19 protein-coding genes are annotated in these 25,750 nt (G+C 40.3%); 12 read left to right on the top strand and 7 right to left on the bottom strand.

From position 1 onward, the window contains the following. Window positions 1-100: 100 nt before the first annotated feature. Together V7K41_RS10880 and V7K41_RS10875 are read right to left on the bottom strand one after the other, a co-directional pair. Entirely contained in the window at window positions 101-1,180 is a 1,080-nt protein-coding gene (locus V7K41_RS10880; protein WP_334847957.1) for a M4 family metallopeptidase, read from the bottom strand. Between the two features lie 415 nt (window positions 1,181-1,595). Beyond that, window positions 1,596-2,312, bottom strand: a complete 717-nt coding sequence (locus V7K41_RS10875) for a class I SAM-dependent methyltransferase (RefSeq protein WP_334847955.1) — start codon at window positions 2,310-2,312, stop codon at window positions 1,596-1,598. 373 nt (window positions 2,313-2,685) lie between these two features. Here V7K41_RS10875 and V7K41_RS10870 point away from each other — a divergent pair, with 373 nt between their 5' ends. Next, window positions 2,686-3,882 carry a HAMP domain-containing sensor histidine kinase gene (locus V7K41_RS10870; protein WP_334847953.1) on the top strand — a complete coding sequence of 399 codons (1,197 nt, stop codon included), beginning with the start codon at window positions 2,686-2,688 and terminating at the stop codon, window positions 3,880-3,882. A 91-nt stretch (window positions 3,883-3,973) separates the two neighbouring features. Here the strand turns inward: V7K41_RS10870 and V7K41_RS10865 are convergent, their stop codons facing one another. After that, window positions 3,974-6,244, bottom strand: a complete 2,271-nt coding sequence (locus V7K41_RS10865) for a RelA/SpoT family protein (RefSeq protein ID WP_334847952.1) — start codon at window positions 6,242-6,244, stop codon at window positions 3,974-3,976. Window positions 6,245-6,629: 385 nt separating this feature from the next. Between V7K41_RS10865 and patD the strand changes: the two genes are divergently transcribed. Both patD and V7K41_RS10855 read left to right on the top strand, forming a co-directional pair. Next, window positions 6,630-6,983 (top strand): heterocyst frequency control protein PatD, encoded by a 354-nt coding sequence (patD, locus tag V7K41_RS10860; protein WP_334847950.1) that lies wholly within the window; start codon window positions 6,630-6,632, stop codon window positions 6,981-6,983. A 49-nt stretch (window positions 6,984-7,032) separates the two neighbouring features. After that, window positions 7,033-7,200, top strand: a complete 168-nt coding sequence (locus V7K41_RS10855; protein WP_334847948.1) for a hypothetical protein — start codon at window positions 7,033-7,035, stop codon at window positions 7,198-7,200. A 238-nt stretch (window positions 7,201-7,438) separates the two neighbouring features. On the opposite strand, the gene V7K41_RS10850 is transcribed toward V7K41_RS10855, so the two are convergent. Continuing rightward, window positions 7,439-8,035 carry a TetR/AcrR family transcriptional regulator gene (locus V7K41_RS10850; RefSeq protein ID WP_334847946.1) on the bottom strand — a complete coding sequence of 199 codons (597 nt, stop codon included), beginning with the start codon at window positions 8,033-8,035 and terminating at the stop codon, window positions 7,439-7,441. A 276-nt stretch (window positions 8,036-8,311) separates the two neighbouring features. Between V7K41_RS10850 and V7K41_RS10845 the strand changes: the two genes are divergently transcribed. Continuing rightward, window positions 8,312-9,901 (top strand): DHA2 family efflux MFS transporter permease subunit, encoded by a 1,590-nt coding sequence (locus V7K41_RS10845; protein ID WP_334847944.1) that lies wholly within the window; start codon window positions 8,312-8,314, stop codon window positions 9,899-9,901. 606 nt (window positions 9,902-10,507) lie between these two features. Further along, window positions 10,508-11,233 (top strand): phosphoadenosine phosphosulfate reductase, encoded by a 726-nt coding sequence (cysH, locus tag V7K41_RS10840; protein WP_334847942.1) that lies wholly within the window; start codon window positions 10,508-10,510, stop codon window positions 11,231-11,233. A gap of 137 nt (window positions 11,234-11,370) precedes the next feature. Here the strand turns inward: cysH and V7K41_RS10835 are convergent, their stop codons facing one another. Genes V7K41_RS10835 through V7K41_RS10825 form a run of 3 tightly spaced genes read right to left on the bottom strand, consistent with a single transcriptional unit; the run spans window position 11,371 to window position 18,448 of the window. After that, window positions 11,371-12,471: a hypothetical protein gene (locus V7K41_RS10835; RefSeq protein WP_334847940.1), complete on the bottom strand. Its 1,101-nt coding sequence runs from the start codon at window positions 12,469-12,471 to the stop codon at window positions 11,371-11,373. Between the two features lie 20 nt (window positions 12,472-12,491). Then, the gene (locus tag V7K41_RS10830) at window positions 12,492-14,378 is read right to left on the bottom strand and encodes a trypsin-like peptidase domain-containing protein (RefSeq protein WP_334847938.1); all 1,887 of its coding nucleotides are present in this window, start codon (window positions 14,376-14,378) and stop codon (window positions 12,492-12,494) included. A gap of 56 nt (window positions 14,379-14,434) precedes the next feature. After that, the gene (locus V7K41_RS10825; protein ID WP_334847936.1) at window positions 14,435-18,448 is read right to left on the bottom strand and encodes a DUF4011 domain-containing protein; all 4,014 of its coding nucleotides are present in this window, start codon (window positions 18,446-18,448) and stop codon (window positions 14,435-14,437) included. 265 nt (window positions 18,449-18,713) lie between these two features. On the opposite strand from V7K41_RS10825, the gene V7K41_RS10820 reads away from it, so the two are divergent. From V7K41_RS10820 to pstB, 7 genes are all read left to right on the top strand, one after another. Further along, complete coding sequence (locus V7K41_RS10820; protein ID WP_334847934.1) at window positions 18,714-19,967, top strand: exonuclease SbcCD subunit D; 1,254 nt, start codon at window positions 18,714-18,716, stop codon at window positions 19,965-19,967. Window positions 19,968-20,141: 174 nt separating this feature from the next. Then, window positions 20,142-20,303 (top strand): type II toxin-antitoxin system HicB family antitoxin, encoded by a 162-nt coding sequence (locus V7K41_RS10815; RefSeq protein WP_442943164.1) that lies wholly within the window; start codon window positions 20,142-20,144, stop codon window positions 20,301-20,303. 347 nt (window positions 20,304-20,650) lie between these two features. Then, window positions 20,651-21,808, top strand: coding sequence for a sulfate ABC transporter substrate-binding protein (locus V7K41_RS10810; RefSeq protein ID WP_334847932.1), 1,158 nt, complete (start codon window positions 20,651-20,653; stop codon window positions 21,806-21,808). An 85-nt stretch (window positions 21,809-21,893) separates the two neighbouring features. Beyond that, window positions 21,894-22,895, top strand: coding sequence for a PstS family phosphate ABC transporter substrate-binding protein (locus V7K41_RS10805; RefSeq protein ID WP_334847931.1), 1,002 nt, complete (start codon window positions 21,894-21,896; stop codon window positions 22,893-22,895). A 49-nt stretch (window positions 22,896-22,944) separates the two neighbouring features. After that, on the top strand, window positions 22,945-23,886 hold the full coding sequence (gene pstC / locus V7K41_RS10800; RefSeq protein ID WP_334847929.1) for a phosphate ABC transporter permease subunit PstC: 942 nt from the start codon (window positions 22,945-22,947) through the stop codon (window positions 23,884-23,886). Between the two features lie 6 nt (window positions 23,887-23,892). Next, window positions 23,893-24,792, top strand: coding sequence for a phosphate ABC transporter permease PstA (gene pstA / locus V7K41_RS10795; RefSeq protein WP_334847927.1), 900 nt, complete (start codon window positions 23,893-23,895; stop codon window positions 24,790-24,792). A 51-nt stretch (window positions 24,793-24,843) separates the two neighbouring features. Beyond that, entirely contained in the window at window positions 24,844-25,671 is an 828-nt protein-coding gene (gene pstB / locus V7K41_RS10790) for a phosphate ABC transporter ATP-binding protein PstB (protein WP_334847925.1), read from the top strand. The last annotated feature ends 79 nt before the right edge of the window (window positions 25,672-25,750 follow it).

The raw sequence follows: 25,750 nt of genomic DNA, 5'->3' as shown, positions 1-25,750 counted from the left end.
AGATGATAGTTCTCACCTCCCAGTTTAACAACAACAAACAACAGATTAATCAGTCCTGAGTACTGAGTGAGGAAGTGGAAAGTATTGAAAACTCCTAACTCTAAATAACTCCTACCTTTTGCCAAGCATTTTGCACAGCTTTTTGCTCATTACTGTCATTACCATACAGTTCGCCAGCAACTTGAATGGTGACGTTGGCAGCTTTTTTAAAATCTGCTTTGGCACGCAAGCGATCGCGTAAAGCTATGTACCATATTTTGCCAGCTTTTTCCCACGCATACCCACCGATGTCAACAGCCGCTAGATAAAAGGCATGGTTAGGGATTCCTGAGTTTATATGCACTCCAGCATTATCTTCAACACCAGTATATTTATCTTTCATGTGGGCTGGTTGGGGATCTTTTCCCAATACTGAATCATCATAAGCTGTTCCCGGTACTTTCATTGACCGGAGGGCAACACCTTTGACAGTCGGGGCTAAAAGACCTTCACCAATCAGCCAGTCTGCCTCTTGTGCAGTCTGATTTTTGGATTTTTGTTTCACCAAGGAACCAAAGACATCAGAAAAAGATTCATTTAGTGCTCCTGGTTCGCCATAATACTGTAAACCCGCTTCATACTGAGTTATCCCATGAGCTAACTCATGCCCAATCACATCAATTGATTTTGTAAAACGCTGAAACATTTCTCCGTCGCCATCACCATAAACCATTTGGTCGCCGTTCCAAAAGGCGTTGTCATATTTAACGCCATAATGTACGGTGGAGTCTAAACGTAGTCCTTTGTCGTCAATAGAATTGCGATCGAATATTTCATGAAATAAGTCATAAGTAGCACCAGCCGCATCGTAGGCTTCATTTACTGATGCATCACTGCTTGGTGGATCTCCTTCAGCACGCACCAATGTGCCAGGGAGTTGCTGGCCATTTTTGGCATCGTAGATGGTGCGCCGCTTTTCACCCGGAGAAGGTGCAAAGGAGACAGTACCTATGACATCTCTGCGTCCGCGAAGCTGTGCCGAAACATTTAATGTATGAAAAGCCCAACTCCGCTGCTGAGGATTGCCATTCACCACGACATTTTCCAGCATGTGGGGCGGGATAATACAACAAATAGGGCATCTAGAGACAGGTGGATGCTCATGCTTAAACCCGGCTGATTTCTTTTTATTTCGAGCCATCCAAGATATTCTCCTTTTGAAACTAAGTGATGGCAAACAGTGGCTTGAACTCCACTGGAGAAAGGAGCAGAAAAACGAATCCAAATCGTGTGTTTCTGGTTTCTTTTCTGAAGAAAATTTTCTACTCTGTATTTTCGGATAGGTCTGTAGAGGATTGATGGTATCCTCATGGGTACTTATGATGTGGAAATATTGTATAAAAACACAAAGCCAGCTTAATTACTGCAAGTTTCAGCTAAAACTCTTGTGTGAGTTAGCAACACCTCCTTTACAGACCTAATGCGTTTATATATTAGTTCCGATCGAGAGAAATAATATTATTTATTGCTGTTTTGTTACTATCAAGCTGTTAATGCGATAAATGCCTATTGGAGACGGGCTAATCTCAAATCTAGGCATCCAAAACCGAGAATTTTCACAAACAGCCACCAAACACTGCTAGACCATAATATTTCCAAGGTACTGCAACTGTCTTAAATCCAGCTTTGTTCAACATTTGTAAATGAGTCTCTAAGCTAGCTAGCTGGTCTTGACTTGAGTAACCTTGAGTAGTGCTAGTGGCACGTTTAGCGCGGATCTCTGTCAAATTAATTCCCTGTTCAACTGCCCATTCTTCTCGTGCCACCTTGTAAACTTCTGCTAAGGCTGGTGATTCTGGTAAAGTAGGGTCTGCATTCCAAAAACAGCCGTCTTGAGCGAGGCTAGCAACAATTCGCTCAAATAACTTCAATTTCATCTCATCTTGGAGATGGTGAATTGCCAAAGATGAGACACAAGCATCAAATTCGCCACCAATATCTAACTTCTCTGGATTATCTGCCCAGTCGCCAAAATCTGCTTGTATACCAGTCCAGCGTTGTTGATATCCAACTGCTGTGATTTTATTTTGGGCAAATTGCAACATTCTAGGTGAGTAATCTAAGGCAATTACTTGGGCGTTTGGAAAGCGGTTGAGTATCTTGAGACTAAGTTCGCCTGTACCACAGCCTAATTCTAAAATACGCCGACTTGTGGAAGGTAAACAACGGGTAATTACCTCCAACATCTCATCGTATCGCGGTAACAGTTGGCGAATACCAGTGTCAAAATCCGCAGTGTTGGCGAATACCTCTCCGGGAAATAACTGTTGCATGGGGATTGGAACTAATAGACACACTAATCAATATTAATCATCCATCATTATTAAGATATATACTACATCGGTCGGAGAGACTGTAAAAATATATATATTTTTTTGAGATGAAACCACAAATAATTTATTTATCTTTATCTTACAAAGCGATATGTATTGGATTTTTTAGCAATTGTAGGGTCTTTAAATTTATTTTCTTTGCATCGAGCTAAAATTTATTTCCAGAAAGTAACTAAGCTGAAGTAATTAGTTCAACAATAAGCTGTCTTTTCCCTAACCTCTATCTTCTATTAGTTGCGAACTTGACATCAAATGCACTAAGCTAGCTCTAGCGCGAAGGGCTTCGCACTGACTGTGTTTGGTTAGGCAAAAAATGGATTTTAGTCAGACTCTAATTGCAAAAAGTGATGCCATTCTCGATCAATGGGTAGAAGCGGTTTACCAAGATGAACAAATTAAAGCTACTAATGAGCTTACTTTCAAAGCTGTAAAGGATAGCTTACCGAGTGTTTTGAAAGCATTAGCAACAGTACTTTCTGAATCTGAAACGAGCGATTTGCAGACAGTAGTAGATGCAAGTTTAGAACACGGCACACTTCGCGCCCAACAGGGATTTGAACCAGAGGAAATTGCGCGAGAGTATCGTTTACTCCGGTTTGTAATTTTTTCGTTTTTAGAAGAAGATTTATTACAGGGATCTGCACAAGATGTGCTAAGGGCTGTTCGCCTGATTGATACAGTAATTGATGAAGCGATCGCCCGTTGCTTTAACAGTTATACTCAAGGACGATTACAAGAGCTTAAACAACTTCAAAGTCAGTTGCGGTTGACTAACCAAGAGCTAACTCGTTTGGTTCGCGCTAATAAAGATAGTCTGTCTCATTTGGCTCATGAACTGAAAACGCCCCTCACTTCAATTATCGGTTACGCAGACTTATTTCTGCGCCAGCAGCGTCAGCAATCAGAACTCAAAGACACCTATGCAAATCTTGAAAGTATTGAGCGAGTTCTCAAGAGTGGTAGACTTCTTGTGCGGTTAATTAACGATACTCTGGAAATTTCGCGCTATGATGCTGGACAGATGAAATTGCAGCCGACTTTAACCGATGTGCGTAGTTTAATCAACTTTGTTTTAGAGATAATTGAGCCACTAGCGCGTGCGAAAGAATTATCCTTGATTGTTGAATGCGAACGCGCCCCAAGTCAAGTTATCACAGATCCTCTTCGGCTTCAGCAAATTCTGACAAATCTGCTGAGTAACGCAATTCGCTACACAGAATCTGGTTCAATTTATTTGCAGTGCTGGACGATATCTCAACAGCAGTGGGCTATCTCCGTTATTGATAGTGGTATTGGTATTTCTTCAGATGCTCAAGCACAAATTTTCAATCCCTATTTTCGGGAAGTAACTTCTCCCCAAGTGCAAAGTTCTGATGGTACAGGATTAGGTTTAGCAATAGTTTCTCGATTGGTTCAGTTAATGGATGGTGAAATTAAAGTAGATTCACGGTTAGGAAAAGGGTCTACATTTACAGTAATTTTGCCATTAGAAGCAATCGTTCAGGTATGACTGTCGCTTTCCTAAAATTCAAAACTTGAGAGTAAAATCGCAACTTAAACTGGTGCGTTACACTGCGTTAACGCACCTACAATTGGCACATCTACTCGTCAATTTGACCAACGCGGCGGATATTCAAAATGTCGCTCATTTTCTTAATTTGGACGAACACTTGCTCTAGTTGAGAGCGATCGCGTATATCTATTCCTAAGTCGATCAATGCCGGTTGACCAGTGGAGGTTTTTACCTGGGCATGACGGACGTTAATCCCTTGATCGCTTAACCGTGACAAAATATCCTTTAGCACCCCGACGCGATCCAGAGCTTCAATTTGAACATCTATTGGATACGTATGCGGACGACCACTATTTTCAGCGCTTGGGTTCCACCTAACTGGTACTAAGCGTTCATACTCCACAGCTTCTAGATTATGGCAGCCTTGGCGATGAATTGAAATTCCCCGACCTCGCGTTACCACACCAATAATTGGTTCGCCAGGAATCGGGGCACAACACCCAGCTAAATAATACACCAAACCTTCCACCCCAAAAATTGGCGAATCAGTGGAACGTGAGGTAGTTGGAGGTGCATCTCGCAAAGCTTTTGATGTTGCTGCTTCTTTGGGGATAAATGGCGACACAGTGGAAACTGGTTGTTGTCCCTTCGCTACTTCTCGCCAGCGATTTAGCACTAAGTTCAAGGTAATCTCTCCGTAACCCAAACCAGCGAGTAAATCTTCTACGCTGTGATAGTTACACTTTTCGGCGACAATCTGCATCGCATCTGACTTCAGCAAACTATCAAAACCAGTTTTGCCAAGTTCCTTTTCTAACAACTCCCGTCCACGTGCGACATTTTCTTCCCGGCGCGATCGCTTGTACCATTGTTTTATTCGATATTTCGCCGCCGAAGTTCTGACAAAGTTCAACCAATCTAAACTCGGATGGCAGTTTTTTTGGGTGAGAACCTCTACAATATCGCCATTTTGCAGCCGCGTTGACAGTGGCACCATTCGCCCATTCACCCGCGCCCCTGAACAGTGGTTTCCGACTTCGGTATGAATGCGATAAGCAAAATCTACAGTGCTAGAACCGGGGCTTAAAGGAACAACATCTCCCTTAGGGGTGAAGACATAGACATCATCTTCAAATAGATTATCTTTGACGCTATCAAGATATTCTTGTGCATCCTTGAGATCGGTTTGCCATTCCAGCAGTTGCCGCAGCCAAGTAAACTTGTCATCCGTCCCTGTCAAATGGCTAATACTAGAACCTCCAGTTTCTTTGTACTTCCAATGGGCGGCAATTCCATACTCGGCGATATGATGCATTTCGATTGTCCGAATTTGCACCTCTAAAGGACGACCAGTTAATCCAATCACCCCAGTATGCAACGACTGGTAACGGTTAGGCTTTGGCAGTCCAATATAGTCCTTAAATCTCCCAGGAATTGGGCGAAAAGCATCATGAACTACCGCCAACGCCCGATAGCATTCTTCATTGGTTTCAACAATAATCCGCAGCGCTGCCAAATCGTAAATTTCATGAAATTCCTTTTGCTGGCGGTGCATTTTTTGGTAAATGCTATAAAGGTGCTTGGGGCGACCGCTAAGATCCTGAAAGTGGATTCCAGCTTGCTGCAAACGTTCCCGCAAAATGTCTGTAGCTTTGGCTAATTTCTCTTCTCGTGCTGTCCGTTTTTCGGAAACATGCTCCTGCATTTGGCGAAAAGCTTCCGGTTCTAAATACTTAAAAGCCAAATCTTCAAGTTCCCATTTAATCCGCCAAATCCCCAAGCGATTAGCTAAAGGTGCAAAGATATCTCGCGTTTCTTGGGCACTGCGTCGGCGGCTGGCCTCTGACATGTATTGTAAAGTTCGCATATTATGCAAACGATCTGCCAATTTCACCACAATTACCCGAATATCTTGCGCCATTGCCAAAAACATCCGCCGGAAGTTTTCGGCTTGGCTTTCGGTTTTGCTAGTGAAATTTATCTTAGAAAGCTTAGTGACACCTTCGACCAATTGTCGCACTTCTGGGCCAAAGCGCTCTTCTATTTCTTGACTTGTAACTTCTGTATCTTCGACGACATCATGGAGAAATCCAGCTGCTATCATAGCAGCACTGCCTCCCAAGTCACGCAGCAATTCAGCCACAGCAATGGGATGAGCAATGTATGGTTCTCCCGATTTGCGGTATTGACCTTCATGCAGTTGGTAAGCAAATTCAAATGCCCGACCAATTAAGACGGCATCATTATGCTTTCTGTCATCTTCCCCTGCGCCGCTACTTGTCGATGACTCCTTCAAACATTTTTTTAACCATTCGGGGATGGCAAGGTCAACTGATGAATTTATCGCTATACTGCTCATACGATTGGGTTTAGAAAGGATCGGTAGATAAGTGAATGATAAATAAAACTAGCAGCATCGCCCTGAAAAGATACTGTTACCCAAAGACGGGTGGAAAAAGCAGTGTAAGGATGATTCTCCAATTGCAATAGCGCAGCGTAAAGCCTTCTCTTCTCTTTCAGAGACGCTAACGCGAACGCCAACGGCATAGCGTAGCGTAGAGCGACGCAGGAGGGTCTGGTAGTCATCCAGTTTGAGTTTCAAGGATCGTTAAAGAAAGAAAATCCATTGATGGCAAACAAAGCCTCAAATCACGATTTGAGGCTTTTAGTGCTGATAAATCTTTAAGAAAGTTTATTGTAGAAGAAAAATTACTTGACATTAATACTATCTTAATTAGCACTGGATGTCTTTAAACCGTGAGAAATATCTGGCATTCGTAACTTTGTTAGAGCAATTACGCTCCGATGCCACAACTACCCAAATCGCTGCGCCAGAACTGCGGCAGCGTGTAGCCACGTTGCAGCAATTTTTCGGGCAACAGATTGTGCCTTTGGCTGATGAAAATTGGCGAGTGCAGTCTTATCAAACGGAGATGAGCAAGCAATTGCGCCTGTTGGAAATAGATGTGATGTTTTTCCAAGGAGCGCGGCAGGCATCTACTGTACAAACGAGACTTCAAACGATTAGCGATCGCTTGACAACCCTCATTCAATACTGTGATGCTATTCTGCAACCAGAAGCGGAAGGAGAAAAATAACAATTGTTCACCTTTTTCTCTAATTTCTCCATCATCTCATTTATGACCTATGATGAAAAGTTATTTTGCTAACAAGTTGGAATTGGGCATTGGGAATTGGGCATTGGGCACTTGTACTGAGCGAACGCGAGTGCGTCTCGTAGAGAAGCCGTTGGCGCAGCCTCTTCAAGAGTTGTATTGGGCATTGGTTATTCTCGTTGTCCCTGTAAAGTTCTGATCTAAGAAAGCCTTATCTTAGCCCTCTTTAATCACTATCGGTAGATAAAAATCTAAAACCCTTATTTCTTATGACTTTTATCAATTTAGATGTAGGTTGGGTTGAGGAACGAAACCCAACACCCAAAGACCTTAGAAAAGTTGGGTTTCACTTTGTTCAACCCAACCTACATTTATTTTTCTTTCCCCAAAGTGATAGAAGAGGGTTAGTCTTGTTCCCATGCCCCATGCCCCATGCCCTATGCCCCATTCCCAATACCTTTGAGGAGAAGATTCATGGTGCGGCGCATATATGCTTCTACTGGCTCGGTTGTGGGTTTGAAGATTAATGCATAATATAGTGAACCGCTTACAAGGTCGATAATTAGGTCTAAGTCTGCATCCTTGTGAATTTCACCTCTATACTTGGCACGCTCAAGTATTTTAGAAAAGGCTTCACGTCGAAGTTTTGTATATTTTGTCCAGTAAACCTCGGCAAACTGGGGATTGCTGGACGCTGTACTAACGATCAAGGCAAGTGTCTGACGACCAAGGGGACTATCTATTTTTTTGGCGGCATTCTTAATCAGGATATCCATGTCTCCCCAAAAGCTGCCACTATCGGGGATCGCTAAATCATCTCTGAGACTTTCTATCGCGTCTGCAACTAGTTCTTCTTTGGAAGTGTAACGCCGATAGATGGTTGTTTTACCAACTCCAGCACGAGCAGCGATCGCTTCTATACTCATGCTTTCATATCCTACCTCTGCAAGCAAGTCTAAGGTCGCTTGCAAAATCGCTTGGTCGGCGTGGATGCTGCGTGGGCGTCCAGAAGTGATGTTGATTTGCTTACTCATAAAAATATCATCCCCAAGCAATATCTTCTTGGCCATTTGCTCTATCTGAGAAACAAATAAGCCTTATAACCCAATTCTGATGCACTAAAACAGCAGCAATGACCATCCATCTTTAGCATAAGTATTTCTGCCACATTTGCGGAAAAACTCTCTTGACCATTTTTATATGATACGCTACCGTAGCGTATATATACAATACTTAATTTTAGCTTTGGCGTAAGCGTAGCAAAGCTTTGACATTGCTTGACATCTCCCAAATATTATTTGTGCTAAATAATGGCTACCAACATTAAAGGTTCTAGTTTTGACGAATTTGGTTATGTCCACGGCCCATTGAAGTGGGCGATCGCTTTCACGGCTTCCCTTGGTGCGATATTAGAAGTAATTGATACTAGTATTGTTAACGTTGCCCTGACAGATATACAGGCTAGTTTGGGTGCAACTGTCAGTGAAGTAGGTTGGGTGGTAACTGGATATGCGATCGCAAATGTTGTTTTAATTCCCTTATCTGCATGGCTAGGAGATTACTTTGGGCGCAAAACCTACTTTATCTTCTCGTTGATTGGCTTTACCCTGTCCTCGGTTTTATGCGGTTTGGCATTTAATCTGCCGATGCTAGTTTTTTCTCGAATTCTTCAAGGTTTGTGTGGTGGCGGATTGCTAGCTAAAGCCCAAACAATTTTGTTCGAGACTTTTCCACCTGCTGAACAAGGTTTAGCACAGGCAGTTTTTGGGGTAGGTGTAATTGCTGGCCCAGCCATCGGCCCAACTTTGGGAGGATTTTTGGTAGATGGTTTAGGCTGGCGGTGGATTTTCTTTGTTAATATTCCCTTCGGGATCGTTGCAGTGGCGATGTCTTTCATGTTTTTGCCCAAAGACAAAGATAAAAGCAAGACAAAAAGCCAAACCGTCGATTGGTTCGGGATCGGGTTTTTAGTTATTGCTATTGGCTGTATGCAAACTTTGTTAGAGGAAGGAGAAAAAGAGGACTGGTTTTCCTCCAATTTCATCACCACGTTAGCGATCGCTAGTATTATCGGTTTGGGGTTGTTTATTTGGCGAGAAGTGAAAACAGATCACCCTGCTGTGGATTTGAGAGTTTTGCGTCACCGTTCTTTAGCTGCCGGAAGCGTTCTCTCAGCAGTGGTGGGTATGGGGCTTTATGGCACACTCTTTGCTGTGCCGATATTTGCTCAGAGTGTGCTGCACTTTACGGCAACGCAGACAGGACTATTGTTAGCGCCTGGTGCTTTAGCGTCTGCGATCGTTATGGTTTTATTAGGCAAACTGTCTAGTAAAATTGATGCCCGATTTTTAATTGCAATGGGCGCTGTTGGATCGTCTGGAGTGATGTTTCAACTAGCAGCAATTACCCCACAAACTGGCATAGATGATTTATTTTGGCCATTGGTATGGCGTGGGGCTGTTACCGTGTTGATGTTTCTCCCTTTGAGTTTGGCAGTTTTAGGCCCGCTACCCAAACAGGATATTTCTGCCGGCTCTGGTTTCTACAACCTCACCCGACAACTGGGTGGTAGCATTGGCATTGCTCTACTCACCACTTTGCTTGACCGACGAGAAGCTTTTCATCGAGCCATCCTATTAGCAAAACTTAGTCCTTACGATCCAGAAACCAGTCAGCGCCTCGATGCACTCAATGGGGCACTCCAAGGTCAAGGCATGGATGCGACAACGGCTCAACAACAAGCACTAGCATTATTAAGTCAAACAGTAGATATTCAAGCTGCGGTTTTGTCTTACGCAGATTGCTTTCGAGTGGTAGGGATAGGGTTTCTTTGCTCATTACCTCTGTTGCTATTTCTGGGTAAAGGCGGTGCAGGAGCGAAAGCGCCAGTCGAGCACTAGAAGTAAGGTAAATAGCGATCGCATCCCTATTTTAAATTCTTTGACTGCAAAACTGCGTAAAAACACGGCTTCAGAATTCTTCTCTGCCGCAAGTCACAGCAGAAAATTAATACACACTGATTGATCTGGATGAAAAAAGTAAAAGTCCCACTCAGTTTTGAGCGGGACTATATGAAGTCTTATTGCTAAAATGAGAAATCATGATCTTAGAAAAAGTTCATGATTGTAATAACCCCAACGCTGGTTAACATCATTAAAGCGCCCATAATTATAGATTGGCCTAATGGATTGCTGAATTTTGAATTGTTCATTTAAGTAAAATCCCTTTTATTAATAGTTCCTTAACCATATCAAAATCAGTATAAATATCTATAAAAGTAATGTAAAACTTAAATTACCGTAAATTTTCTTAATAAATACTATTATTTACACTTCTGTATAATTTATATTAAGTATTTAATCTGGTTATTTTGTTGTCCCATTCCCCATTCCCAAAATGTAGTAATTTCCGCACAAAATAATTACCTTATATCCGAGCGGAATAGGCGTCTTAATGGAGTAAGATCGATCTTAATCAAGGTAAAAATATTTGAACAGAAAATTATCATGACAGTCTCCACGGCGTCTAGAAACCAAGCGATCGCTTTTGACTTAGAAAAATTAAATGAGCAATTTGAAACTGCCACTCCCAAAGAAATACTGGCATGGTCTATAGAGAATATTCCAACGGGACTGGTGCAAACAAGCGCCTTTAACGTGGATGACATGATAATTACCCATATTCTTTACAGTGAACTGAAGCATCCCGTTCCTGTGATTTTTCTCGATACCTTGCACCACTTCCCACAAAGCCTAGAATTAGTAGCCAAAGCCATACAAATTTACAACCTGGATTTGCAAACTTACAAAACTCCAGATGTAGACACTCGCGAAGCCTTTGAAGCCAAATACGGCGACAAACTCTGGGACAAGGATATTGCCCAATTCCACCACATTACAAAAATTGAACCATTATTACGGGGTTTAGACGAACTCAACAGCGTTGCTTGGATTACCGGACGCCGCCGCGACCAAGCAGTAACCCGTGCGAATATGCCCATATTTGAATTAGATGGTAAAGGTCGGCTGAAAGTAAATCCTATAGCTACCTGGACACGCCAAGACAGCTGGGTTTACGTGGCTGAACACGGAGTCATCTACAACCCCCTCCACGACCAAGGTTATCCCAGCATAGGCGACCAACCCATTACCACTAAAGTAGGTGAAGGCGAAGACGAACGCGCCGGACGCTGGCGGGGAAGTGATAAAACAGAATGCGGAATTCATATTTAAGTGGAAGTGGGGAGTAGGATTGGAGAGTAGGGAATAGAAGAAAAGAAGAATTTCCCCCTACTCTCTCCTTCTCTGCTTACTCTGCGCCTCTGCGGTTGGTTAGATAACAGTGTTACACAACAAATTTAGAGACTAGTTTATTGACTATTTTCCTGGAAAAGCTGCTCTAGTAAAGCTAATTCAGCTTCTGTCGCTGCGTCAATCTGTGACAGAGGTCGCTGCATAATTGAATAAAGTGATCGCTTTTGCACTTTTACAGCCTGTAAGCCCAACTCCCGTAAGAAATCCTCAATTTTCACCACCATTTGTTTACGGTCAGCTTTTGTAACATCAGGACTGTGGTAAATTGCAGCCTTAATAGCAGGCAAAAATATTGTTTTAACTACTTCATATTTTCCATCAAGCACAGCCTCTTGGGCTTTATCAACCAATTCTTTAATGCTGGTTAAGGATTCCCAATCTTGAGCGGTGCGCTTTTCTATACGAAACAGCATATAGCTATAGCCTTCTAGGGGTTTACCATCACGCTTAAAAGTTTTGGTTGTTCCAGGTGAACCAAGACAGAGGCTATCCTTGACAATACAAAGATTATCGCTGTTTATCTTGTTATGCTGCGCTAAAATTGCAGCAAAATAACCTGCTTTCAGGGAATTACTACCACCTCCATCAGCTTCAGAAAATGTTTGCTGGTAGCCTAGTTCTAACCGACGATCACCAATATCAAGTAAATCTTCAATACCCCGATATATTGGTTCTGCTAGCTTTATAACACTTGATAATTCCGGCACAGGTAGCAATTCAGAAAATCTGCCTACAGTTTTAATAAATTTCCCGATGGAGTCATTATTAGCTATGCTAAATAAGCCTGTTTGTAACTCGACTAATCCATCATTGAAGGGAAATAAAGATGTAAGAGGATAATTGCATTGAATGACTTTATCCAGATTATCTGCAATTGATTTTTCTAGTTGTCCAGGTGCAGCCAGATAGGGAATTATTACGGTTTTTCCACCGTGATTGAAGCGGACAGCACTATGAACCACCGGATATCTTTTCTTGAACCATTCTACATCTTTAGCCAAGCGCATCTCCACTAGCCAGATACGACAATAGGCTTCACCTGCAAAAATGGTCTTTTCATCGTAGTCTTCATCAACTCGGTGTTTTGGTAGAGAAAAAGTTTTATATTTTGGAGCCTCACGGCTGAAAATTTCAGATAAACTCTGGATAAATCTCATGAAATTATTCCTCTCTTACATCAACCTAAATGCGGTGAAATCTGATTCCAAATAGCACGAATGGGAATACCTCCTGTTAAACCTGGAGTTACAGTACGTCCTAGACCGGGATTTCCTTGATGAATTGCAATCAATTCCCATTGACGATTAAAAATTGGTGCGCCAGAGGAACCGTCATCAGTTTTTAGATTATGGTCAATGTAATCTTCTCCTACTTGTGTAATTTGTCCAAGGTCGGAAATTATCACTGGATTTCCTTGGGGATGATGGATAATACGAACATCTTGACCGCTATCTAATGTTTCATTGCTACAAATAGCTATTTGTTGTTGGCGATTATCTTTTATTTTGACTAAAGCGTAGTCAGGGCGATTATCAGAACTGACAAAAGTCATATCTAGTTCAAATAAATCTTTGTCTAACTGATGACTGTCAGTATTGTAGCTAAAACGTACCCAAGCTTGTCTAACTTGAGTTTTGCTGAAAATGTGATTGCAGGTTAGTAATAGATTTTTACCTACCAATACTCCTGTACCAATACCTGTTCCTTTGGGTGATTCGATTCTACAAATAGTGTTACGAGCTTTTAAGGCGTTAAAGTTTTCCTGACCTCGTTCAGCTAATTTACTGAATAATTCGATATCTTGGTCTTCCAACTCATAACTTCCTTTTCGATTGAGTAGATACTGTAAGAATTTCACCATTGGGTGATGATATACTAGCTGATTAGAGACTTTATAATCTTTAAATTTTGCTACTACTCTGTTGCTGAATTCTACAGGATTACTAATAAAAATTAGAGGTCTAATAAACGATTCTTCAACACCAGATGAGCTAAATACACTTCTCCAACTACTTGCATTATCAAACCTCGTAGCAAAGAATTTTTCTAGACTCTCCTCTAAACATACAACATCATTTTGCTCTAAAAATATTTCCGGGTTCATGAATTTCTCATTTGTCCAAATTGAGCTATAACTTTCAGTTGCAAATAACGAATTATCAACAGTTTGCGTAGCTGGGACAGAGAATGAATCAGCGACAGGTTTCGATGTTTGTTGCTGAAATATGTCATCTAATTTCAGATTATATGTTTGCACATTTTTACTTAAAATTGGGGTTAGGATTATAGAATCTGTAGTAACTTGGGTATAAGTGGTCTGATTAAATCGACGCTTCAAATCCTGAAGAAACTCTTCTAGTGAAGTTTTTTGGAGATAGTGTTTTTTTAAGGCTTTCTCAATTGTTTTAAGCAAAGTTTCATATAGATTATCGATATATTCTTCCCGTACAGCTTTGGAATTATCTAGCTCAAATGACCAGTAATTATACCATTGCCAAAGAGATTGAAATTGATTGGAATTTGGAGTATTTATACCTATCTCTCGAAGGATACTTATTTGTAATCTGACCTCCCAATAAAGCTTTTTATAGCCCTCATCTTCAGACTTAACTAGTTCAACAGGCTGTCCTTGAGTAGCTACCGAAAGCATGGTTAACTTTAACTGTTTAATCTTTGCTATCAGATATTCAAATCGTGATATTTGCCACTCGTCAACTAATTCTTCTTGAGATTTATCTTTGATATAATGCTGGCACGAAATAATATCAATTTGATTGAAAACGCTAGTGTATAGGTCGTGAATATATCCTGCTTTTGAAGCATATCCACTTTTTAAAGATGACCAGCGATCGCGCCAATCTGAAAGAGATTTAAAGTTATTAGGATTTTCGATGTAAACCCCTTCCTCTTCAAGAGATTCCATCAGGTCAGCAATATTTTTATAAAGTAGTGTATACTGTTTCTCTTTTTCATGAATTTTCAACTCTCCAGTAGAAACCGCAATCATGATTAATTGCAACTGTTGAACTTTAGTTAACAGTTCTTCAATTAGTGCTACTACCATAGACAATCCAAGTTTTATTTAAATCTCTGTTTATAAAGCTACACTAGCAACTGTATTTATTTCGGATTGCGTAGATTCTCTATATGCTCTATTAGCTGTTTTATTTGACCATCTCTATTGCGATTCCATTCACGAGACCAAATTCTGTAAATGCGCCAGCCTAATTTTTCTAGAACTTCTTGGCGAAGGCGATCGCGATCGCGTGCTGTAGGATAGTCACGATACGTTGCTCCATCACATACAATGCCTAAAAAATACTCCTCTGTTTCTGGCTTGAGGTTATCTATCAACACTATATCAATCGGGTAAGCTGAACGACCTACCCGTTTTTTAACTGCATACCCCCTTTCTGTTAGAACCTGATAGATGTCATATTCAAAGTGTAAATCTGAGTGAGATATCTCATCAGCAAGCTTTTCATCTAGTTTTTGACCGCAACTTTGAGCGTATGCAAAATACTCTTTAAGTAATGCAGCTTGTTGACCTTTTTCCGCGTCAAAATTTTCTGCTTTAATTGAGGCGACTAAAACAAACTTACATTTAGCGCGAGTTATTGCAACGTTTAATCTTCGTCTTCCTAAATCCTGTTGAATTTTACTAAAGTAACCAAAGTTGTGATTTAACTTATCCCGTTTTTCGTTATCAAAACCAAAGCCAAAGCTTAGGAAAATCACATCTCGTTCATCACCTTGAACCTCATCGATTGGTTTGATAAAGAACTTGTCTGAGTTATCTTGACAAAATTCTTCTATTTCTGGATGCTGAACGCTGATATAGTTAACTTGCTCCCAGATGGCTTTTGCCTGTTGTTTACTTGAGGTAATAATACCCAAAGTTTGCTTAGGGTGTCGCTGAAAATGCTGCACTATTAGCTTTGCAATTTCCTCCGCTTCACGGATATTGTCTTTGCGCTTACCACCACGGTTATATATTCCTCCTTCAACGAAATGGAAATGCACACCTCGGCTAACATCTTTCACAGGGTTGGGGAAAGAAATGAGTTTTGAATTATAAAATTTTTGGTTTGAAAAGGCAATGAGGCTCTCATCTTGGCTGCGGTAGTGCCACCTCAAAGTAAATTCTTTCATAATTGATAAAGGGGAACACTCATCAAGTAAATTTTCATAAACTTCTTCTTCATCGTTGCTATCATCGGAGGCTGTACTTTCAAAGTAAGAGGTTGGCGGTAGCTGTTGGTTATCTCCAACAACAATTAGCTGTTTTGCTCGCATAATAGAAGATACTGCATTTTCAGTACGAACTTGAGAAGCTTCGTCAAAAATAACAACATCAAACTCCACTGCGTCAGCATCTATATATTGACTAACCCCTAAAGGACTCATTAACCAACACGGCTTGAGGGTAGTAACAAGTTGAGGCGCATTTTTGATAAATTGACGAATTTTTTGTTGTCCCCTTTGCTTTTTACTTTCTTGTTTAAGAGACTTCACTTGTTCCACTGCTTCTGGCTGTGTTAACCAATCTTGCCAACGTTTGGCATGGAGTTGTCTCAAACGTTCTATTGCAACTTCATACTGTTGTTTATCTTGTTCCGAGAATTCATTTATTTTCTGCTCGTGGAAATCCTGGTTAAAGTTTCGCAACTCTGAATTATCAGAATATATGTGTCGTAGCCAATTTTCATACACACCTTTTTGTAAAACTGAAAACCAATCATTTGGTTGAATGTCTGAATCTCGTAGCTTAGATAAAAAATCTTTGGTTCCAATGGCTTCTAATTGACGTACAATTTGTTGATAGTCCAACCACTGTTGGAATAAATCAATCTCATTGTGGGCTTGTTGTCGGAAATTTTCAATTTCCTTTAAGGGTGTTTTTTCCAATATACCTAATGCTGTTACTCGTTCTTGAGGAAAGTTGTCTCTTAAGAATTTAAAGCCTTCTTTAATCTGATTTAAGGATGATTCCAAATTTTCTAAAAATGTTCTTAGCTCCTGATAGCGCTCTCTTGAAGCAATAACTGCGGCTATTGTCTCTTTATCTAATTTGCGCTGTTGATTTACTATTTCCAACCATTCAAGACCTCGCTCAATACCTAGTAAATCCGTCATTTCTTCATCAAATGAAGAACCAAAAGCTGTACGAGTTTGATATTGTGGGTCTTTTAATATACTTAAAATATTTTGGCGCTCAATTGCTTCTTCAATATCTGCAATTAATTTTTGCTCAGAAACTCTATTTTGGTCTTGCCGTAGAGCTATGAGACGTTGACGTTCGCGCCTCTTAGCATTACGCCATTGCCAATAAGCTGGTTGAATGAAGCGAAAGATACCTGTAAATCTTCTTGCAAAAAGTCTCCTAAGTTCTAACAAATCAAAAGTTAAAAATTCGCGAGCATACTTAGCATTTAGTGTAGAATTAATAGATTGATAGTTTCTAATCTCTTTTTCTAAATCAGAATACAACTGTCTCAAATCAACTAAATTTGTTGAAACAGACCAAGTTTCAATTCCTGATGGAGCATCAAAGATATGAGCTACTGCTGGTTGTAACAGTTCCAAATCATACAATGTTTCGAGTGGTTCTGTTATTTTTAGCAGTTGCGTCAATGAACATACAGTATCCTGAGCAAGTTTTATTCCTTGACTGAGATTGTCAATATTACGACGTAAATAATTATTGATATCAGACGACCAAGATTCAGATTTTAGTGGACTATTTGACCATATCGTTTTTTGCCTTCCCCGAAATATAGCCTCGAATTGACCAAGTTTTTCCAGTGGTATTTTTGCTTCCAATAATCTGGTTTCTGACCAATCGTCTAGATTATCAAGATTAAACTCTAGCACAGGAGTTTCTTTTCGTTCTAACCTGAGAATTTCGCCATACAGGTCAAAAGCAGATTTATTTAATGGTTGCTCCCGTTTATGTAAACCTACTACATGATCATTGAGAACTTGCTGATAGTCACGTAAAGGTTTAAAGAATGTATCCCAATCTTGCTGTTGTGCTTCGTTTCTTTCTGAAAGCTGAGTGAGAGTTTGGTCTAGTTGATTGAAGAAATCTTTTGCTTTTGTTGTGACTTGGTGGTGTAAATTTAGACAAACATCTTCCAACTTACTTTTTTTAAGCCTGTCAAAGACGACTTCTAGAGCAGTTTGCTTTTCGGCAACTACAAGCACTTTCTTATTTTTGCCGATTAACTCAGTGATGATGTTAACAATAGTTTGGCTTTTTCCTGTACCAGGAGGCCCCTGCACTACACAGCTAAGTCCTGCCTTTACAGCTTCTATAACTACTTGCTGGCTGGAGTCTGCGTCACATATTTGATAAATTGATGAGGGGTCTATTTTCTCAAGTTCTTGCTCTTGAGGAATGGGGAGCTTATTGACATTATCAGGTGTTCGTTTTATGGCTAGTTCTTTCAAGATAGGATGATTAGCTATCTTCTCTTGATTTTGTTCCAAGTCTTTAATCATTGCTGCTTTTGCATCCTGGAACAAAGTAATGTGTGCTGTTTCTTCTACTTGCCAGTCAGGTTGTTTAGCGATCGCACCACGAACAGCATCAAAAAAACTCTCATAACTCAATTTTGGAACGCGATCGCTCTCAGGCAGTACAATATTAAAATCTTCACGTAACTTGTTGACTAAAATAAAGTTAACAGAAATATCATCATCAGTAGAGTAGAGTGTGAACTCTGGCGACTTTCTGCCCTTTTTTTCCAATTTTACAGGAACAAGCAGCATTGGAGAAACATACTTTTCCTGGGGTTTTTCGGGGTCAAACCATGTTAAAGTACCAAAAATTAGAAAGAGACTATTAAAACCCTTCTCCTCCAAACTTGATTTCGCACCTTTACGAAGTTCATCTAATAGCCTGATCCGGTCAGTATCACTCTGCTTGCTTGTGAGTTGACTAAAAGGAAATGGATTGGGTTCTTCTGCTACAAAATTTTTATATAAAACTGAAGAGGTTGTAAGAATATCAATTACTGGTTTTTTATTTTTGCGAAAATCAAGTAAAGGATTACTGTTGGAGTCGCCAGCAAGTCTTTTCTTCCAAATATTGATTTTTTCTTGGATTGCCTGAGTGTCCGAGATACTCATTCGGTTTGAATTGGTAGTGATCGACAAGACTAAGCTTGTGTTTTAATACTTTTATTGTAAGTAATATGTATTATAAAAATCATCATTTGTTACAAATTGCAGACACAGCGATTATTATTCAAGTAGACGACACTTTTAAAAATCTCAATTTTAGCGACGTTATATGTAAAGCTTCTAAGCTATGGTTTATTAAAACGCAGACTGCTGTAAGCAATAGTATGATTGGCGTGGTAATTTAACCTCATCTAGTTAAATTAAGATATGTATGATTAAAATTCTTCACCTCTCCGACATCCACATGGGAAGCGGCTTCTCCCACGGACGAATTAATCCTGCCACTGGATTAAATACACGATTGGAGGATTTTGTCAATACCTTATCTATATGTATTGATCGAGCGCTGACAGATGCCGTCGATATGGTGATATTTGGTGGCGATGCTTTCCCGGATGCGACACCACCGCCTTATGTACAGCAAGCTTTTGCCAGCCAATTTCGCCGTCTCATGGATGCCAATATTCCAACAGTGCTGTTGGTAGGCAACCACGACCAACATTCCCAAGGACAGGGAGGGGCGAGTTTAAATATTTACCGCACTTTGGGAGTGCCAGGGTTTGTTGTCGGTGATGCATTAACTACGCACTGCATCCAAACCCGCAATGGCAAAGTGCAAGTAATTACCCTGCCTTGGCTGACTCGTTCGACTTTGATGACTCGCCAAGAGACTGAAGGTTTGTCTTTGGCGGAAGTCAACCAACTATTAACGGAACGTCTGCGAGTTGTTATAGAAGGGGAAATTCGCCGCCTTGACCCCAATGTCCCTACTATCCTTTTGGCTCACTTGATGGCTGACAATGCGACCTTGGGTGCAGAACGCTTTTTGGCAGTAGGTAAAGGCTTTACTCTACCCCTATCTTTGCTGACGCGACCTTGTTTTGATTATGTAGCGTTGGGACACGTCCACCGCCACCAAAATCTGAATAAATCCAACAACCCGCCGGTGATTTATCCAGGGAGTATTGAGCGGGTAGATTTTAGTGAAGAAAAAGAAGACAAAGGTTATGTAATGCTGGAACTAGAGCGGGGGAGGGCTGAATGGGAATTTTGTCCTTTGACAGTTCGGACTTTCCGCACCATTGAAGTGGATGTCTCAAAAGCAGATGAGCCGCAAGCGGTTTTAATGAAAGCGATCGCTAAGTATGATATTCAAGATGCTGTAGTGCGGCTAATTTACAAACTCCGCTCCGAACAGATGGATTTAATTGACAGTTCCTCTCTACATACTGCTTTAAGTCCCGCTCATACCTACACCATTCAGGCAGAATTAGTCAGTCAATTAGCCAGACCCCGGATTCCTGAATTGAGTGCGAGTAGCAGCATTGACCCAATGGAAGCGTTGAAAACTTACTTGAACAATCGCGAAGACCTTAAAGACATTGCAACCTCAATGATGGATGCAGCCCAAAAATTGCTAGCAGATGATGTGGAAGTTTGGCTAGAAACAGCAACTAATGAGTAGGATAAAGCCAATTAATTTGCTATACTCCATTCCCCAAAAGTTATGACGCAAACAATCCAAGCAAAGGTTATCGACTTACGCTATTTAATCGATATTATATTTTTTCACTGAAGGGGCGATCGCTCTTTTAATAATGAGAGAATAATCAATATAGTATAAAGTCAGAAAGTAAGAATGATGAAGCGAGAATTTAATGTAATTCTCGAACGAGATGCAGATGGCTACTTTGTTGCTTCTGTTCCAAATCTTCCTGGTTGTCATACGCAAGCCCAAACTTTAGATGAGTTAATGGAGCGTATTAGAGAAGCGATTGAACTTTGTTTAGAATTTGAGTAAGAACAGCAGGATTAACTGGACTTTGTTGGTATTCAACGAGTCGCAGTTGAGATATGAGTCAATTCCCAAGTGTTAAAAGAAAATCGAGTTTCCACTACTGTTTTGTATTACTCATAACATATTTTTTAGCAAATATTATGTAAGCATCTGGATTGTTTTGCTGGCCAGTAGAAAAACTCGTTTTTTGAAATGCCTTGGTAAATCAGATTTATTTGCTACTTTTGATGATACATTGCTCACTTAGTCAAAAAAAAATAATCTAGATGATAAATATTATTCTATATACCCTATAATTCTCATAATCACGGTATCCATGTAGAAATACCGTAGATTTAGGGGTGATTCCAATGAGCAAGTCGCAACAACCAACACAATTAAGTAAATTCCTAAGTGAGGGGATACAGGCTTATGCCATGAGAACCTTGCGGACTATGCAACTATCGTATCAACACGCGATCAAAACTTGGTTGAATGGACATAGTATACAAAACTTTGTAAGTCTGTTTCTTATAAGTATTTTTTTGAGTATAGCGGTTGCTTCCTGTTCGGGAAGCAGTTCAGCTAGCAAAAATGATGTTAAGTTAAAACTCGTATCTTTCTCTGTCACCAAAGCCGCTCATGACCAGATCATTCCCAAGTTTATCGCAAAATGGAAGCAAGAACACAATCAAAATGTCACATTTGAGCCAAGTTATGGTGGTTCTGGCGCTCAAGCGGCTGCCGTCATTGCCGGTTCGCAAGAAGCAGATATAGTACATTTGGCACTTCCCCTCGATATCAGCAAAATTCAGCAAGCAAGTTTGATTAAATCAGGTTGGGAAACCAAAGCACCGAGAAATGGTATTGTTAGTAGATCGGTTGCTGCGATCGTCACTCGCGAAGGCAATCCCAAAGATATCAAGACTTGGGCAGACTTGGCAAAAGATGGCGTGAAAGTGATTGCGGCTAACCCAAAAACTTCTGGTATTGCTATCTGGGAATTCTTAGCTTTTTGGGGTTCGGTTACTCTCAATGGGGGTGACGAAGCCACAGCCTTAGATTATGTCACCAAAGTTTATAAAAATACTCCTATTCTGACGAAAGATGCTCGTGAAGCTAGTGATTTATTTTTTCAAAAAAATCAGGGTGATGTCTTAATAAACTACGAGAATGAAGTAATATTAGCAGGGAAAAGTGGAAATAAATTACCTTATATTGTACCCCAAGTCAATATTTCCATTGATAATCCTGTAGCTGTAGTTGATAAAAACGTTGAAAAACACGGTACTAGAGAAGTTGCACAAGCATTTGTTGATTTTCTTTACTCTACAGAAGCTCAACGAGAATTTGCTAAATTACAATATCGTCCTGTTAACCCCACTGTCACCCAAGAAGTAGCATCACAACATCCGCCAATTAAAACTTTATTTACATCTCAAGATTTAGGTGGCTGGGATATTATCCAGAAAAAGTTTTTTGGAAATGGGGCAATTTTTGACAAAGTTCAAGCTGCCAGCAAAGCATGATGTCTAGATTTTTTGCTCAGTGTTATCTACTAGCAGATAGCCAAGCATAAGGAATTCTTCAGTAACTTTACAAAATTGATAATTTATGAGCGTTCGTAGCAGATTTAAGGATAGCTTTATCGTTACATTTATAATGATTATTGCCACTACTATGACTGCTTGTAGCAGTAGTGAAGAAAAGAAAAGCCAGGTAAGTATTGATGGTGCAGCCGTGGGTTTTCCTATTTCTTTAGCAGTTGCAGAAGAATACGGTAAATTCAAACCTGAAGCTAAAGTAAGCGTTGCCTCAAGTGGTACTGGTGGTGGTTTTAGTAAATTTTGTAATGGCGATATTGATATAGCTGGTGCTTCTCGCACCATTAGAGATGAAGAAATCAAAAAATGTCAAAGTAAGAATATTAAATTTGTCGAGTTGCCTGTAGCTTTAGATGGTATCGCCGTGATTGCTAACCGTCAAAATAACTTTGCTAAATGTCTAACCATTAAGGAACTAGGTAAGATTTGGGGTGGCAAATCAGACGGCAAAATATTGAAATGGAATCAAGTTAATCCCAAGTTTCCTAACGAAAATCTGAAGTTATATGCTCCATCTTCTGATACGGGAACATTCGATTATATGACTCAAGCTGTGACTGGCAAAGCCAAGAATGGCCGTACAGACTACACTGCCACTCAAAATCAAAACCTTCTCGTACAAGGAGTCTCAGGTGATGCAACAGCTTTGGGTTATGTAGGGATATCTTACTATATTCAAAATCAAGAAAAACTGAATCTAGTTGCTGTCGAAAGTCCTACAGGAAAGTGCGAAAAACCAGTTCCAGTAGATAATGTGATTAAAAATATCTATACACCTTTGTCTCGTCCTCTCTTCATCTATATCAGTAAAAAATCCTTAGATACTAAGCCAGCAGTAAAAGAATTTGTAGATTTTTATCTAGAAAATTCTTGGAAGTGGGTAGATAGTGTTGGTTATGTGGCACTACCTGATGAAGCTTATGTCAAGGTAAAACGAAAATTTGCTACTGGTGAAACTGGGACAAAGTTTAAAAAAGCAAAACCGGGTGAACCAATCACAAACTTTATTTAAATAAAGCCTGAGTCATTGTAGTTTGATTGTAGTCAAAAATTAACTGTTTATGCAGAATACTAATTATCAAGACGATCCTTATCTATTATCCAGACAGTCACTGGATAAAAATCCATCTGAAAATATATCAGAAAAGATTGTTGCAGCAATTTTATTTGCTTGTGCTTTAGTTTCGGTTTTGACTACCTTTGGTATTGTCGTAATTATCTTTCAGGAGACATTCAGTTTTTTCCAAGAAGTCTCTTTTGCCCAATTCTTTCTTGATACTAAATGGACACCTCTATTTGCGAATAAACATTTTGGCGTTTGGCCTTTGATTAATGGCACTTTCTTGACTACAGCTATTGCTATGGCAGTTGCTATTCCTTTGGGTTTATCTTCTGCCATTTATTTGAGTGAATATGCTCAACCCAAAGTCGCAGCAGTTTTACGTCCAGCAGTGGAACTTTTGGCAGGAATACCCACAGTAGTATATGGTTACTTTGCGCTGTTGTTCCTCACACCATTGCTGCGGAATCTTATGCCTCTGGAAATATTTAACGCTTTGAGTGCGGGGTTAATGATGGGGGTAATGATTACTCCTACAGTTGGTTCCATCAGTTTAGATGCTATTCGAGCAGTTCCGCGTTCTTTGCGAGAAGGAGCTTATGCTTTAGGTATCACTAAACTGGAAACCATTTTTAAAGTAGTTCTACCAGCCGCACTTTCTGGAATCATAGCGTCGATTATTTTGGGTATTTCTCGCGCTGTGGGTGAAACAATGACTGTCCTCATCGCCGCCGGACAACAACCAAGACTAACTGTGAACTTCATGGAATCAGTAGAAACCATGACAGCTTACATGGCGCAAATTTCTGGTGGAGATAGTCCGCGTGGTAGTCTCAATTTCAAGACATTATATGCTGTAGGCGCTGTTCTATTTATACTTACGCTAGCTTTGAATATTGTTAGCTATTGGGTTGCTAATCGCTTTAAAGAAAAATACGATTAATTAAGTATGGCTACAAGTTATCAACAAGATGATTCTCTAGATTCTGCGGCAGAATTTACCGATAATGTTGAGAGTAGGGAGACATTAGGTAAAGTATTTGAAGTCCTTTTTTTGTTAGGATTGCTGATTGGTTTATTTGTCCTAGCGTTGCTACTTTTTGATATTTTTCGAGATGGATTAGGTAGATTTTTATCACCTGGCTTTCTCACAGAAACCCCTTCTCGTTTTCCTGAACAAGGTGGTATTCGTCCTGCGATTATCAGCAGCGTTCTTTTAGGAACTGTTGTAATTTTAGTGACTGTCCCTATTGGTGTTGGAGCAGCTTTATATCTAGAAGAGTATGCACCTAAAGCTTGGTGGACAGCGATTATTGAGATTAATATCAGTAATCTGGCAGGAGTGCCTTCTATTGTCTATGGATTGCTGGGTTTAGGAGTTTTCAATTATTTGCTTGGGTTTGGCCCCGCTTTGATTTCTGGTGCATTGACTTTATCTTTGTTGTCTTTACCAGTAATTATTGTGACAGCTAGAGAAGCAATTCGCGCCGTCCCGGATTCCCTGAGAAATGCTTCCTATGGCTTAGGTGTCACCAAATGGCGAACTATCAGCAATCACGTTTTACCTTATGCTATTCCCGGTATTCTGACAGGGGTGATTATCTCTGTATCCCGCGCTATTGGTGATGCAGCGTCTCTAATTGTTGTCGGTGCTGTGGGTTTTCTCACCTTTAACCCTGGTTTGTTTCAGAGATTTATGGCATTACCCATTCAAATCTATAGTTATATCACTCGTCCTGAACCGGGTTTTGCTAGTGCAGCAGCAGCGACAATTATTGCGTTGTTAGTCTTGATTTTACTTTTAAATGGTGTAGCGATTTATATCAGGCAACGCTTCTCAATAAGTTAGGTAATTAAATATCTAATTGGATACATTCACGGTTATTAGGAGATACGCAAAATGACTTATAGCAATAGTAGAAGTAAATTAGATAGTGCCACAATAGACCATGAAAATAGCGTCTTTAATGTTGAAGGTGTGAAGGTTTACTATGGAGGATTTCTGGCACTTTTAGATGTCTATCTAAAGATTCCTGAAAAACAAATTATTGCTTTTATTGGGCCTTCAGGATGTGGTAAAAGTACCTTACTGCGTTGCTTCAACCGGATGAATGATTTAATTCCTGGTGCTAAGGTTGAGGGTAGACTGAATTATCGCGATCGCAATATTTACGATCCGAAGATAAATTCTGTAAAATTACGCCGCCAAGTCGGAATGGTTTTTCAAAGACCGAATCCTTTCCCCAAGTCAATATACGAAAATATTTCCTTTGGGCCGCGTGCTAATGGTTACAAAGGTAACATCGATGAATTGGTGGAAGATTCCCTCAGACGTGCTGCTATCTGGGATGAAGTTAAGGATAAGCTCAAAGAGAAGGGAACTGCATTATCTGGCGGACAACAGCAACGACTTTGTATAGCCCGTGCGATCGCGATGAAGCCCGATGTATTATTAATGGATGAACCATGTTCTGCTCTCGACCCAATTTCTAGCCGCCAAGTAGAAGAACTCTGCTTAGAACTCAAGGAACAATACACCATCATTATGGTGACACACAATATGCAGCAAGCTTCCAGAGTTGCAGACTTCACAGCTTTCTTCAATACAGAAATTGACGAGCATGGCAAACGTCGCGGAAAATTAGTTGAGTTTAATCCGACAGCGCAAATGTTCAGTTCTCCTCAAACTAAAGAAGCTGAGGATTATATCAGTGGACGCTTCGGTTAGATTCGTAATTCGTAATTCATAAACCTCTTCCTGTCTTGAACTTTAGTTCAAGCCTGTACCTCTCACACCGGAGAAAGAC

It is taken from the genome of Nostoc sp., from assembly GCF_036917415.1.
Taxonomy (GTDB): domain Bacteria; phylum Cyanobacteriota; class Cyanobacteriia; order Cyanobacteriales; family Nostocaceae; genus Nostoc.
This window is presented reverse-complemented; position numbering and strand designations above follow the sequence as displayed.

Bases quoted from the DNA above. Each gene is read 5' to 3' on its own strand.
- V7K41_RS10880 (WP_334847957.1), bottom strand. From the start codon at position 1,180: ATGGCTCGAAATAAAAAGAAATCAGCCGGGTTTAAGCATGAGCATCCA.
- V7K41_RS10875 (WP_334847955.1), bottom strand. From the start codon at position 2,312: ATGCAACAGTTATTTCCCGGAGAGGTATTCGCCAACACTGCGGATTTT.
- V7K41_RS10870 (WP_334847953.1), top strand. From the start codon at position 2,686: ATGGATTTTAGTCAGACTCTAATTGCAAAAAGTGATGCCATTCTCGAT.
- V7K41_RS10865 (WP_334847952.1), bottom strand. From the start codon at position 6,244: ATGAGCAGTATAGCGATAAATTCATCAGTTGACCTTGCCATCCCCGAA.
- patD (WP_334847950.1), top strand. From the start codon at position 6,630: ATGTCTTTAAACCGTGAGAAATATCTGGCATTCGTAACTTTGTTAGAG.
- V7K41_RS10855 (WP_334847948.1), top strand. From the start codon at position 7,033: ATGATGAAAAGTTATTTTGCTAACAAGTTGGAATTGGGCATTGGGAAT.
- V7K41_RS10850 (WP_334847946.1), bottom strand. From the start codon at position 8,035: ATGAGTAAGCAAATCAACATCACTTCTGGACGCCCACGCAGCATCCAC.
- V7K41_RS10845 (WP_334847944.1), top strand. From the start codon at position 8,312: ATGGCTACCAACATTAAAGGTTCTAGTTTTGACGAATTTGGTTATGTC.
- cysH (WP_334847942.1), top strand. From the start codon at position 10,508: ATGACAGTCTCCACGGCGTCTAGAAACCAAGCGATCGCTTTTGACTTA.
- V7K41_RS10835 (WP_334847940.1), bottom strand. From the start codon at position 12,471: ATGAGATTTATCCAGAGTTTATCTGAAATTTTCAGCCGTGAGGCTCCA.
- V7K41_RS10830 (WP_334847938.1), bottom strand. From the start codon at position 14,378: ATGGTAGTAGCACTAATTGAAGAACTGTTAACTAAAGTTCAACAGTTG.
- V7K41_RS10825 (WP_334847936.1), bottom strand. From the start codon at position 18,448: ATGAGTATCTCGGACACTCAGGCAATCCAAGAAAAAATCAATATTTGG.
- V7K41_RS10820 (WP_334847934.1), top strand. From the start codon at position 18,714: ATGATTAAAATTCTTCACCTCTCCGACATCCACATGGGAAGCGGCTTC.
- V7K41_RS10815 (WP_442943164.1), top strand. From the start codon at position 20,142: ATGATGAAGCGAGAATTTAATGTAATTCTCGAACGAGATGCAGATGGC.
- V7K41_RS10810 (WP_334847932.1), top strand. From the start codon at position 20,651: ATGAGCAAGTCGCAACAACCAACACAATTAAGTAAATTCCTAAGTGAG.
- V7K41_RS10805 (WP_334847931.1), top strand. From the start codon at position 21,894: ATGAGCGTTCGTAGCAGATTTAAGGATAGCTTTATCGTTACATTTATA.
- pstC (WP_334847929.1), top strand. From the start codon at position 22,945: ATGCAGAATACTAATTATCAAGACGATCCTTATCTATTATCCAGACAG.
- pstA (WP_334847927.1), top strand. From the start codon at position 23,893: ATGGCTACAAGTTATCAACAAGATGATTCTCTAGATTCTGCGGCAGAA.
- pstB (WP_334847925.1), top strand. From the start codon at position 24,844: ATGACTTATAGCAATAGTAGAAGTAAATTAGATAGTGCCACAATAGAC.